Raw genomic sequence first — 12,421 nt, 5'->3', positions numbered from 1 at the left:
TCAAAATATATCTTTTTTATAACTGATGTTCAATTTGTGCCTGTATGTACATAAATAGTTTTTTTATTAAAAATTCACTTTACAACAATTCATAATTAGTTTAGTATTTATATGCAATTTACCATCAATAAAATTAATTATTATCAATTTTAACTTAGTAAATGTACTTATTTTAGTATTTTCAAATTTCAATTAAGAATTAATTTCTTATATAGTAATTTCTCAACAGAAGGAGTATTTTAATGCTTGTACGATCTACTGAAGAATTTAAGGCTGCTGTTTTAAGAAAAATGAGTTTTGATAAATTTGTGACTGAAAACTATACTTTGTATACAAATAAAGATAGACCAGAACTTGGTTATTTAACTACTTACTCAAGAGCTGGCTATTATGAGTTAGGTATCGCAGATTATACTATTCCAAAGGATTTCTCTTTATCATTTGCTAATCCAGAACACATAATGCGTTTTGGGTTAGTTTATAAAGGAGTTACAGAATTTCAACTCGAAGATAGCCCTGTGTCCTCTTTTACCCCATCATCTTTCTTTGTTGTTGAGAAAGATTTAAAAGGACAGCAAAATTGGAAAAAGGGTCAACATTACCATGGAATAGAAATAACTATATATGAAAAATATTTTACTGATATTATTAAACCTAACTTTCCAAATATAATGGATTTTGATGCTTTTATAAAAAATTACACCTATATCTATCTGCCTTTAGAAATTACAGAGGTTATTCGTCAACTTCAAAGTTTAGCTAATAAAAATTCATTAAACGGTCTGTACTTAGAAAGTAAAATATTAGAGTGTATTGCCATTTTAATCAATGAGGTCACTAATTCTCCTGAGAATGCTTTTACTAACCAAATTAATTACGGAAACATTAATATAGGGAATAACAGAATAATAAAGCTAACTTCTTCTGATATAAGTGCTATTCAAAAAGCTCATGATATCTTATCAAAAAATTACTGTGAACCTCCTAGCATAGAAGCTTTAAGCAAGATGGTATTTTTAAATGAGCAAAAACTAAAGGCAGGATTTTCAAAATATTATCATATGTCAATTGGTGAATATACAAATCATATTAAAATGACCATTGCAGCAAATCTTTTGTCAACCACAGACTTAAGTATTGATGATATAGCTTCTAGGGTTGGTTACAATTATTCTGCCAATTTTTCAAAGATGTTTAAAAAAACTTACGGAAAAACTCCTCTAAAGTTTAGAAGGACCAAATAAGAAATTAGTCATCCGCTATATTTTTCTATTTTCTCTTATCTAAAACAGGACTATAAACAAAAAATCATGCTAATTTTACTGCATGATTTTTTATTGATTCTATATTAAATTATAATTCTTAATTTATTGTTATTTATTCTATGATAAATCTGCTTTACTAATCAAATATTTATCGTTCCCATAATTAAATCTTCGTTACTTGAACTTGTTCCAATGTACACCTCGTGTTCCATATGCTCAAGCTCCATTTGATTGTTCTCTTCATTAAAGTAACTTAGTTTCTCAACAGGACAAGCAATAGTCACTTCTTTTTCCTCTCCTGGCATTAATGAAACTCTAGAAAATCCTCTTAGAACTTTTATTGGGCGATCAATTGCTGAGTTTTTAAACCCAACATACATTTGAACTATTTCTGTTCCTTCTACCTTACCTGTATTCTTTATTCTGCAAGATGCTAATACCTCATTATTTTCGATTTTAAATACAGCTTCTGATATGTTGAAGCTTGTATATGACATGCCAAAGCCATATGGTAAAAGTGGTTTCACGCCTTCCTTTTCAAGTTTTGTGTAGCCATGATAATAATCATAATACTGAGATGTTGTATTCCATTCTACTTGCGGAAGTTCACTTTCTTTATAAGGAATAACAAATGGTAATTTTCCGCTTGGATTAACGTCTCCAAATAGTATTTCTGCTAATGCTTTACCACCTTCCATACCTGGGTAATATGCCATTATTATAGAACTTACATAATCCTTCCACTCCGTAATCATTATCATATTTCCACCGATTAATACCGCTATAGAATTACTATTTACAGGTCCAACAGCTTTAATTAAATCAATTTCATTTTGATGGAGACCCAATGAAAATTTACGGTCTCCTCCCATGGAACCAGTATAACCTTCTGCCTCATCCTCTGATACAAATTCACCTTCATCATTATAATCATAACCTACTACAAAGACAACTGCATCCGCCTCTTTAGCAAGCTGTTTCGCTCTTTCAGTATCATCTCCACTGTCATAAATAATATCTACCTCTGGTGCAACCATCTTTATTCCTTGAATTGGTGATATTACATATGGCGGACGTACCCAGCTTGAGCCGTGATCTCCAGTAGACTTTGACTCAGCTAATGACCCTAATACAAGCAATTTTTTCATCTTCTTATTAAGAGGAAGAACTTGTTCTTGATTTTGCAATAAAGTTATTCCTTTTCTCGCACTTTCTAATGCAAGTGAAATATGTTCTTTACACGCTAGCACTGAAGTATCAACATCTTTTTCCTGTGCATTTGTAAATGCTAGTAAAGTTCGAACAATGCGTAATGCTGAATCATCGATTTTTTCTTCTGATACTAAACCGTTCTTTACTGCTTGAAGAAGCTTATCTCCAAAATAAAGAGTATGAGCCATCTCAATATTTTGACCACCATTTGCAGCCTCAACTGTATCTTTAACTCCCCAATAAAAATCACTCATAACAAAGCCATCAAAATCCCACTCTTTTTTTAGAACTTCATTTAGCAAGTAATCATTATGTCCGCAATGAGTGCCCTTGTATAAATTGTAGGAACTCATAACACTTGCAGCTCCTGCTTCAATACAATCTTTGAAGTGTGCTAGGTAAACTTCCCTTTCTGTTCTTTTATCACATTCAACACTCACCTTAAAACGAGAGTTCTCCATTTGATTGAACGCATAGTGCTTAACGCATGCAATAACATCTTCCTTTTGTACACCACGTACTAATGCTGAGCCCATCTGTCCAAGATGAAAAGATTCCTCTCCATAAGTTTCTTGACTTCTTCCCCAGCCTGGATTATATGGAAGGTTAATACAAACGCCACCAAATAAATTACCGCCAAAAGCTCTTATCTCTTTTCCAATTGCATGTCCTATTTTTTCTTCCAGCTCATTATCAAAACTTGCTCCTCTTAACATCGGTACTGGAAAGCAAGTTGTCTTGGCTGCACCACATACTACTCCTCTAGGACCGTCACAAAATAGCATTGGCGGAAGTCCAACTCGCTTAATACCACCTGCAGGATATGGGATATAATTATAATGCTTGTTATCAGGATCTTCCTGAATATACTTTAATTCCTGCTCTAGACTTGTAGTTCCACTCATTAAAGAGATTTTTTCTTCTAATGTTAGACTTGAAACGATTTCTTTTGCTTTATCCGTATAGCCTAATCTATAATTTTTTGTGCACTTCATAAATACCGCCTCCCAAATTTATTAACAAAGTTATCTAAATCTTGATCTCAACCCCTTTATACTAATAGAAAACACTATTATGATAAGTAATCTTATAATAATGTTTCTTGTTCAAGGAACATTTTAACAAATTTAGTCCATTAATTATATATAATTTATTTCACTCTTCATATAAAAAAATGACATAATTATATAATGACAAATTTAAAAGACTCTAAAATTTGATTTCCAGTTAGAGTCTTCTTTAGAATTACATATTATCAATTGTCTATGTTAGGCTATATTCATGAATGTTCTTAAGTTTTAAGGCACTAAAGCAAAATTTCGATTATTAATAAAATCTAACAATCCTCTGCATCCTTCGTATATCTCATTATATGTTGTATCAAAATCTCCGCTATACCAAGGATCAGCAATATCCTTTGGAGTAGTCGTGAAATCCAAAAGCTTGTACACTTTATTTTCCCTATCTTCTTTTATAATCTTAAATATATTTCTCATATTCTTTTGATCCATTGCAACTAAATAATCAAATTTATTATAGTCTTCTTTTCTTAATTGTACGGAGCGCTTTCCTTCACAGGATATGTTATGCTCCATAAGTTTTCTTCTTGCTGGCGGGTAAACAGAATTTCCGATTTCTTCAGTAGAAGTAGCACAGGAAGCAATGTGAAAATTATCTGACATTCCTTTTTGTTTAACCATATTCTTAAATATAAACTCTGCCATTGGGGATCTGCATATATTTCCGTGACATACAAACATTACTTTTATCATAAAAACTCCTTCTATTAAAATTATTTTTATATTAATAATCTGTATTTTTTATTTTAATTTCTTTGATCTTTAAAATTATTCTAAAAGTATTAGTAAATTTTTTTGATAATTTATTTTTTACTGAATTTATTATATCATATTTTTAATTAAGGGTACCTAGCTTCTAATTCCTCGGTATAAATAAAAAAAAGATAAAACTCAATTCATTTAAGTCTTACCTTTTTTTATTTTCATATATTTCTTTTTTCATTATTAACTGTATTCTATACTAATTAACCTTATATGAGAGTCATTAGATTAATAATATACATGATCAAACTCCTTCCATGAGAAGTTATTTAATGTGTATGATTGATTCACAAAATAAATGATATTCTTTTATCCTTTTCCAACTATTCCTTCTGTTTTTCCATGGCCTTTATCTTTATTATTAGGGAAACCAATTTCTGCTCCAACATCTGATTTAACAGTATTTGAACTTGTTCTTTTTTTAGATAATGAATTCTTATGTACTCCACTATTATTTAATGTCATTTGAATTTACCTCCCTTAATTATAATTTCTTTTCATTAATATATTAACCACTATACTGAATTATAATCGTAGAAATTTCATCAAAAGTTGCAACAAAAACATAAAAAAATACCGCTAGATACTTTTTATATTTATCTGTATCTAACGGCACAAAATCAAATTACACTTTTGCTCCATATTTTATTAATACATTTTCAGCTTTCTTATTTTTGCATAAATACAATGGTGTATGACCTACATTATTTTTTAAATTTATGTCTAGGCCAAAAGATATAACGACTTTTAAAAACTCTTCAAAAACATCTTCATCAGTGCAATTTAAATAATCATCATGCAAAAGAGTATTGTTATATTTATCAGTATGCTTGATATCTGCGCCATATCTAACTAGAAGATTAAAAAGATCTAAAGAATAGCTGAAATTACAATAAAAAATAGGAGTCTTACCTGATATATTTTCAGCATTTACATCAGACCCTTTCTCTAATAGTAATGTAACCGCATCCATTTTAGGTTTCACTCTTGCGCACACTCTATGTAGTGGTATTTCTTTCAAAAAGCTTTGATTACTATTAATATCAGCACCATTATTGATTAAAAGTTCTATTACCTCAAAATAATTTTTTTCACAGTTATCTATTGCAAAATGAAGCAGGCTTTTATTCTCATATTTTTCATTAACATTTCCGCCATTTACTATAAAATTTTTAAGTTCATCCAAATCCCCTTCTTTTATTATTCTTGAAATAGATTTTGGTTTTGAACCAAACAAAATCTCATGAAGTTTCATGATAGTTACCTCCAAATAAATCACTATTCGGCACATGGATGAAAATAATAGACCTTATATGCCTTCGGCATCTTAGGTATACTTTTTCATAATTATGCCTTGTGTCTTAATTAATCATTTTAAATTTACCTACATGTCTTTAATTATTATACTTTCTTCTTTGTAATTATTCTATACATTTTACCATCCATTCCACGAATCTTTCAAAGTTATGTATTTATTAATTCCTATGAAATATTAAATTAAATAAACCTACGAAAATCCAAATTCTAAATTTTCGTAGGCTTTATAGCTAATAACTCTAATTATGTACTTTCTCTAGTCTAATCCATTAAATGCTGGGTAGGCTTGTTCACCATGTTCAGCTAAATCAAGTCCATCAGCTTCTTCTGCTTTGTCAACTCTAATATCCATAAACATTTTCATAACTTTTATAATTAAGAAAGTCATACCACCTGCAAATATTATTGTTATTACAATACTTATTATTTGTGCAATAAAAAGTTTAACATCTCCGTAGAAAAGACCATTCCATTGTGCTACAGGATTAATTGCAGTTTGTCCAAAAATCCCAGTTGCAATACCACCCCAAATTCCACCGATTCCATGACATCCAAAAGCGTCAAGTGCATCATCATATCCAAACTTAACTTTTACTTTTTCCACAGAGAAGAAACAAATTGGAGATACTAATGCACCCATTATAATCGATGCCCAAAGTGGAACAAAACCCGCTCCTGGTGTAATTGCGACTAACCCTACTACTGCACCTGTTGCTGCTCCAAGTACTGTTGGCTTACCATGTTTTACTTTTTCGATTAACATCCATGAAAGCATAGCTGCTGCTGCTGCAGTATTTGTTGTCATAAATGCGTGTACCGCAAGTGGACCGGCATTTAATGCACTACCTGCATTAAATCCAAACCATCCAAACCAAAGTAATGCTGCTCCAAGAACTACAAATGGTATGTTATGAGGTCTATATGACATCATCCCATGTCCACGTCTCTTTCCTAACATAATACAAGCTACAAGTCCTGAAATACCTGAACTTATATGAACTACATTTCCCCCAGCAAAGTCAACTGCTCCTAAAGAACCAATTAATCCACCAGCACCCCATACCATATGAGCCATTGGATAATATACTAAAAGTGACCACACAGCTACAAATATGAATAATGCTGAAAACTTTATTCTTTCTACCAAAGCACCCGTTATAAGTGCTGGAGTAATTATTGCAAACATCATTTGAAATGCCGCAAAAAGCTCTTGAGGTATAGTAGGTGCATATGCTGAAGGTTCCGCTCCTACTCCATTAAATCCTAAGAAATTAAGACCACCTATTATCCCGTGAAAATCATTACCAAAAGACAATGAATAACCTACTAAAACCCACATTATTGATGCTAGTCCACATACAAAGAATGAGGACATTAATGTATTTAAAGCATTTTTCCTACGAACCATTCCACCATAAAAGAATGCAAGTCCTGGTGTCATTAAAAGTACTAGTGCTGAACAAATCAACATGAAACTGCTATCACCAAAATTAATTTCCATTAAAAAGCCTCCTTAGATATATAAAATCTTTAAACAAAATTCTAGTTTTTTACATATAGTTTTATCTATTTTAAATTAATATTGATTTAAAAGTAACTGCGCATTACCTAAAAATAAGTTTGAAAATTCTTTTTACTGAACTCATTTACAACTATGATAAATTTTTTTCATAAAAAAAGCGGCATCCGAAAAATATACTTTTTTAAGTATCTTTGTCGAACACCGTCGTTCATATTTCATAGTATATTATCCAAATAGAATTTTGTCAACATCTTTTACATGAAAAAAAACAAATGATTATTTTATTCTCATAAGGATGTCCATTATATGAAATTTTAGATTAACACCATTCTCTTTTATTTATTACATAGATTTTAAATATAAGTGGATAATTTATATAGTACTGTACAAACTAATTCTGTAAAAATGCTATGCTAAGGAGGTATTTTAATGGCAAAGGATAGTCAACCAGATAATAAAACAGCGAGAATGGAAAAATGTAATTATCAAACTCCAATAACCGAAGAAGGTCATAACCATAATCCTAATGCAAAACATAAGTCTGTAAAGCAACAGGGAGTTAAAAGTCAACATTTTAATAGATTTGGTAATTAAGGTACCGAAAGAAAATAATAGACCACAGTTTGCTTGCATCTTTGGTCTATTATTTTTTTAATTTTGCCTTAATATTATAACTCTAAATTCAATGATTTTATTTAAGCAATAATGTCCTCTTTCCGCAGTAGTATACACATAAAACATGAAGTGCTCTGGTGCAAGCAGTATAAAGCAAAAGTCTCTCCTCTTCACAACTGTAATTTTCATCTCCTGCATTATATATAAGCACTACATCAAATTCTAATCCTTTAGCAAGATAAGCAGGGATCACTAATGTATCACTTACATATTCATCATCATCCTTCATTATTGCTCTAACCTTAATCTTATCTTTTAAGAAATTGTATACCTCAGTTGCTTCTTTTGCAGTCCTTGTTATGATACCAATGGATTTATATTTTTTCTTCTTATATCTCTTTACATCCTCAATGAGTCTTTCTTTTATAGCTTCTCTATCTGTAAATCCAATGAGCAACGGCTCATCTCCACTTCTTTCTACACATTCAACTGAAAGCTCTTTATTAAGAAGTCTTCTTGAAAACTTAGTAATTTCCATTGTGGATCTATAGCTTTTAGTTAAATTTATTATGCAGGTATTATCTTCAGTAAATATGTGAGAGATATTTTTATAATCTCCTACATTCATGAATGGGTTTATAGATTGATTTAAATCCCCCAGCATGGTCATACTAGCATGGTTAAAAAGCTGATAAAAAATTTCATACTGCAGTGGTGAATAATCTTGAGCCTCATCAATAATAACGTATTTAATTTCAGATGTTTTTGGAAGGTCGCCAAGTGCCCCTTTTAGATATAGAAGAGAGATCTGATCCTCATAATTGAGCATTCGATTATTTAATTTTTCTAAGGTATAGTTTCTTATCCCTCTAATTTCCCTCTCATTATATGAGATATTTAAATCTCTCAAGAAAAATTCCAGCTTCTCAAATAGCTTTTTATAAATAAACAATAAATCGAACTGTGTAATTTTATTTATTTCATAATAAGTATCTTTAAGTTCATCTCTTACCCTAGCTTTACTGTGTTCCATGACTTCAGATTTATCTAAATAAGAACCTGAATTCTTAAGCTCATCAGCCACTTCTTTTATTCGTTGTTCTTCATGAGGTTTTAAAAGAAATAAAATTCTCTCCCTTATCTTTTCAAATCTCCTTTTAAGTGGAAGCTGCACAGAATCTTTGAAAAACAGTTTTTCTAAATCCTGTGAAGAAATTACTAAACTTCCTCTAAATAAAATATTTTTAAAGTTCCTATTACTTTTTTCCTGGACGTTTACATATCCCTTTAAAAGTTCTATAAACTCCATTGAAGCTTTAAATTTTATATTGTTCCTTCTTATTTCATAGTCTGCTTCCTTCTTTGACCCTAAAATATATTCCATCATTTCGCTATAGTTTTCCTTATTAAATTGACTGCCTAAGGCTTTGTCCATATATTCCTTAAAGGTAGTCTGTGACATATTATCCTCTCCAAGTTCAGGTAATACACTCGAAATGTACTCATTGAAAATATCATTGGGAGAGAATATTACTATATTTTGAGGCGTTATTTTCTCTCGATATTTATATAAAAGATAGGCAATTCTATGAAGAGCTACAGAGGTTTTTCCGCTTCCAGCAGGTCCCTGAACAATCAGATTTTTATACTCCTCATTACGAATTACTTTATTTTGCTCTCTCTGTATAGTTGTTACAATGGCCTTCATCTTATTATCGGTACTTTTACTCAACATATCCTGTAATACTTCATCGTCTATCTTAAGATTGCTGTCGAACATATACTTAATTTTACCATTATTAATTTTATACTGCCTTTTTAGTGTAAGTTTCCCCTCTACTGTTCCTTCAGGACATTTATACTCCGCTTCTCCAATTTCGTAATCATAAAACATGCTGGAAATTGGTGCTCTCCAGTCATATACCAAAAAATCAAAATTATCATTAATAAGATTTGATATTCCTATATAACACTTTTCAGCCCTATCCTCTCCTTTTTCATTAAAATCCATTCTTGCAAAATAAGGTGACAAAAGTACTCTTTCGTATTTTTCCTCAAGCTTTCTTGTGAACTCATGGCTTCTCTTTTGTATTTTCATAGCATTAATAGACTGCATAAAGTCTACAACCTGTTCTAATCCATTACCTATAGAAACGGAGCCTACATTTTCCCATAACTCTCTTTGTATTTCAATTGTGTCACGCCTAAACTTTTCTCTAGAATTACGCTTTTCTTCAAATTGTTTTTGAGCTTCTTTAAGCACCTCCTGCAGCCATTCATGTTCAAATTTCCATTCAAAGTCATTATTGTTCATAATATTTCACTCCTTATAATTAATAATTCAGTAAAATTATTTTCAAACTCTGTTGACATTGCTTTTTCGAAGGTGTATAATATAATTAGAGATATTTTATTATACAATGTACAAAAGCGATATCTAACTTATTGTATCGTTTTTATTTTATTGTGTCAATAGTAAAGACATTTGTCATCATACAAATGTCTTTTTTGTTATATATTAGCTTCATCATATCCAAATCAAAAAACAAAATCATTTTTTAGATTATAGATATAACCATTCTCTATACCATAAACTAAGACCCACAAAAATCTAAAATTTAGATTTTCATGGGCCTCTAAATAGATCTGAGCAAAACTTTTAAAGCTCACAAATAATATAAAATTATTTTATTACATTCTCTTATTACTCTTAATAGTGCTTTTTATAAAAGAAAAGCCTATGTACTATGGACTAGAAAATAGCCCAGCCCCGTTTATGATTTCCTGTTCTGTAAACAAGCTTAAGACAGCTTCATTATATTCACCTATATTTTGTGCACTTTTTATTCTTTTAATATATTTTTTATTGTCTGAAAAAATGTAACTCATATACCCAAATAGTTCTTTCATTCTATTCATTGCAAATATATCTTCATTAAATAAATTTATATAATTATTTAAAATCTCATCATGAAAATCTTTTAATACTTTTTTATCCATATTAGTATTATTTTTTATCGTATCTATTAATCCTGGATTTGCTAGTATACCTCTTCCAATCATTATTGTCTTTACTTCTGGAAAAGTTTTTATTAAATCATTATGATCGTAAGCAGTGAAAATATCACCATTATAACATACTGGATTGGTGCTTAAAGACAATGCATCCTTAAATACTTTTAAATTAGGTTTATTTCCATAAAAATCTTTTTGTGTCCTTGGATGAATAATTAATTCTTCTATAGGATATTTATTGTAAATTTTTATCAACTTATAAAATTCTTCTGGTCTATCTTTTCCTATTCTAGTTTTTATAGAAATTTTCATATCATCTATTTTAAATATTTCATCCAAAAACATATCCAGTTCTTCTCTTTTGGCTAAAAATCCTGACCCTCTATTTTTCGAAACAACTGTTCCAGCAGGGCAGCCTAAATTTAAATTCACCTCATTATAACCTAACTTTTGTAATTTTCTAGAAGTGGTAATAAAACCTTTTGAATCGTTAGTAAGTATTTGAGGTATTATATTAATTCCTTTATTATTTTCAGGCAAAACATCTTTGAACTCTTTAGTATTAAGATTTTTGCTTTCATTTGGAACAATAAAAGGTGTAAAATATTTATCAATATTATTAAAAAATCTCCTATATGAGTTTCTATATACGTATCCAGTTATTCCTTCCATTGGTGCTAAGTAATATTTCATTTAGTAACCCCTTTAATAAATAATTTAAAAAACAAAATCTTTTAAGACATTATTTAATGTTTGTAATGCTTTTAATACAAATTTTAAGATATAAGGTAAAAAGAACGATGCTATTAATACTGAAGCTGCTAAAATCAATATATTGTAATTCATAGGTTGTCCTAACTTAACCTGATATAAGTGTATCGCTCCTGCAGATATTGACCCAACGATTAATAATTTAGTTGCTATCCATGAAATTATATTTATAATCTGTAATAATGCTATCACTACTGTTAAGACAGCTATTAATGGCAAAAGCAATATCTTAAATGGCAGCATAATTAAATTTATTGTTGATTTAGTATTACTTTTAGATCTTTCTTCAACTGATTTTTGCTTCCTTACCTGTTCTTCTTTTTTATCATTAAATTTATTTTTCTTATATACATTTTTCTTTTCTTTATTTTGTGGAACTACTTTTTCAGTGAAATTATTCTTTTTTCTATTAGAAGTTCTTCCTTTTCTTTTTGAATTAACTCCATCAATATAATTTTTACTTTTATCATCACCCTCTAGTACTTTTTGAACTTCTTGTGGATTTATAATTAATGTTTTGTTTTCGTCAGTTAATTGATTTTGCTCTAAACTACTCAAGGCTTCATATGCCTCATCAAAAATATTTAAAAATTGATTAAGTCGTTTCTCATTAACTACTTCTTTTTTTAATTTTTCTACTTGCTTTTCATAAGCTACTTTTATTTCTTCTTTTGATGCATTTTGTTCTACACCCAATATTTTATAATAATCTGTCATTTCTTCTCTCCATTAAAACTAATTAGGTAATATACTATTTATTTCCTTAGTTAAATTCTATTAATTCTTAAATTCTTACACTGAAAATTAAAAATAATTTATAAAATGTCCTTAATTTTCACACCTATATTTTTACTCTATTATAT

The 12,421-nt window shown here is 29.7% G+C and carries 10 protein-coding genes; 2 read left to right on the top strand and 8 right to left on the bottom strand.

Annotated features, from left to right (window positions below):
- Positions 1 to 242: 242 nt before the first annotated feature.
- Positions 243 to 1,244 (top strand): helix-turn-helix domain-containing protein, encoded by a 1,002-nt coding sequence (locus CLCHR_RS13735; RefSeq protein ID WP_079440403.1) that lies wholly within the window; start codon positions 243 to 245, stop codon positions 1,242 to 1,244.
- A 161-nt stretch (positions 1,245 to 1,405) separates the two neighbouring features.
- Here the strand turns inward: CLCHR_RS13735 and CLCHR_RS13730 are convergent, their stop codons facing one another.
- The 5 genes from CLCHR_RS13730 to CLCHR_RS13715 all read right to left on the bottom strand — a co-directional run bounded on the left by CLCHR_RS13730 (position 1,406) and on the right by CLCHR_RS13715 (position 7,136).
- Positions 1,406 to 3,472, bottom strand: a complete 2,067-nt coding sequence (locus CLCHR_RS13730; protein ID WP_079440402.1) for a beta-glucosidase — start codon at positions 3,470 to 3,472, stop codon at positions 1,406 to 1,408.
- A 303-nt stretch (positions 3,473 to 3,775) separates the two neighbouring features.
- Positions 3,776 to 4,249, bottom strand: a complete 474-nt coding sequence (locus tag CLCHR_RS13725) for a low molecular weight protein-tyrosine-phosphatase (RefSeq protein ID WP_079440401.1) — start codon at positions 4,247 to 4,249, stop codon at positions 3,776 to 3,778.
- 378 nt (positions 4,250 to 4,627) lie between these two features.
- The gene (locus CLCHR_RS24800; protein ID WP_169896797.1) at positions 4,628 to 4,783 is read right to left on the bottom strand and encodes a hypothetical protein; all 156 of its coding nucleotides are present in this window, start codon (positions 4,781 to 4,783) and stop codon (positions 4,628 to 4,630) included.
- 160 nt (positions 4,784 to 4,943) lie between these two features.
- On the bottom strand, positions 4,944 to 5,573 hold the full coding sequence (locus CLCHR_RS13720; RefSeq protein WP_079440400.1) for an ankyrin repeat domain-containing protein: 630 nt from the start codon (positions 5,571 to 5,573) through the stop codon (positions 4,944 to 4,946).
- A 318-nt stretch (positions 5,574 to 5,891) separates the two neighbouring features.
- On the bottom strand, positions 5,892 to 7,136 hold the full coding sequence (locus tag CLCHR_RS13715) for an ammonium transporter (RefSeq protein ID WP_079440399.1): 1,245 nt from the start codon (positions 7,134 to 7,136) through the stop codon (positions 5,892 to 5,894).
- Between the two features lie 450 nt (positions 7,137 to 7,586).
- Between CLCHR_RS13715 and CLCHR_RS24795 the strand changes: the two genes are divergently transcribed.
- A complete protein-coding gene (locus CLCHR_RS24795) occupies positions 7,587 to 7,751 on the top strand; it encodes a hypothetical protein (RefSeq protein WP_169896796.1) in 165 nt (54 codons plus the stop codon).
- 97 nt (positions 7,752 to 7,848) lie between these two features.
- Here the strand turns inward: CLCHR_RS24795 and helD are convergent, their stop codons facing one another.
- From helD to CLCHR_RS13700, 3 genes are all read right to left on the bottom strand, one after another.
- A complete protein-coding gene (gene helD / locus CLCHR_RS13710; protein WP_079440398.1) occupies positions 7,849 to 10,086 on the bottom strand; it encodes an RNA polymerase recycling motor HelD in 2,238 nt (745 codons plus the stop codon).
- Between the two features lie 431 nt (positions 10,087 to 10,517).
- The gene (locus tag CLCHR_RS13705; protein WP_079440397.1) at positions 10,518 to 11,480 is read right to left on the bottom strand and encodes a tRNA dihydrouridine synthase; all 963 of its coding nucleotides are present in this window, start codon (positions 11,478 to 11,480) and stop codon (positions 10,518 to 10,520) included.
- 24 nt (positions 11,481 to 11,504) lie between these two features.
- A complete protein-coding gene (locus tag CLCHR_RS13700; RefSeq protein WP_079440396.1) occupies positions 11,505 to 12,275 on the bottom strand; it encodes a J domain-containing protein in 771 nt (256 codons plus the stop codon).
- Between the last annotated feature and the right edge of the window lie 146 nt (positions 12,276 to 12,421).

Origin of the sequence: Clostridium chromiireducens (assembly GCF_002029255.1) — a bacterium.
Taxonomy (GTDB): Bacteria; Bacillota; Clostridia; order Clostridiales; family Clostridiaceae; genus Clostridium; species Clostridium chromiireducens.
The sequence above is the reverse complement of the archived record's forward strand: the minus strand, read 5'-3'. Positions and strand labels throughout refer to the sequence as shown.

Bases quoted from the DNA above. Each gene is read 5' to 3' on its own strand.
- CLCHR_RS24800 (WP_169896797.1), bottom strand. From the start codon at position 4,783: ATGACATTAAATAATAGTGGAGTACATAAGAATTCATTATCTAAAAAA.
- CLCHR_RS13700 (WP_079440396.1), bottom strand. From the start codon at position 12,275: ATGACAGATTATTATAAAATATTGGGTGTAGAACAAAATGCATCAAAA.
- helD (WP_079440398.1), bottom strand. From the start codon at position 10,086: ATGAACAATAATGACTTTGAATGGAAATTTGAACATGAATGGCTGCAG.
- CLCHR_RS13705 (WP_079440397.1), bottom strand. From the start codon at position 11,480: ATGAAATATTACTTAGCACCAATGGAAGGAATAACTGGATACGTATAT.
- CLCHR_RS13725 (WP_079440401.1), bottom strand. From the start codon at position 4,249: ATGATAAAAGTAATGTTTGTATGTCACGGAAATATATGCAGATCCCCA.
- CLCHR_RS24795 (WP_169896796.1), top strand. From the start codon at position 7,587: ATGGCAAAGGATAGTCAACCAGATAATAAAACAGCGAGAATGGAAAAA.
- CLCHR_RS13715 (WP_079440399.1), bottom strand. From the start codon at position 7,136: ATGGAAATTAATTTTGGTGATAGCAGTTTCATGTTGATTTGTTCAGCA.
- CLCHR_RS13735 (WP_079440403.1), top strand. From the start codon at position 243: ATGCTTGTACGATCTACTGAAGAATTTAAGGCTGCTGTTTTAAGAAAA.
- CLCHR_RS13720 (WP_079440400.1), bottom strand. From the start codon at position 5,573: ATGAAACTTCATGAGATTTTGTTTGGTTCAAAACCAAAATCTATTTCA.
- CLCHR_RS13730 (WP_079440402.1), bottom strand. From the start codon at position 3,472: ATGAAGTGCACAAAAAATTATAGATTAGGCTATACGGATAAAGCAAAA.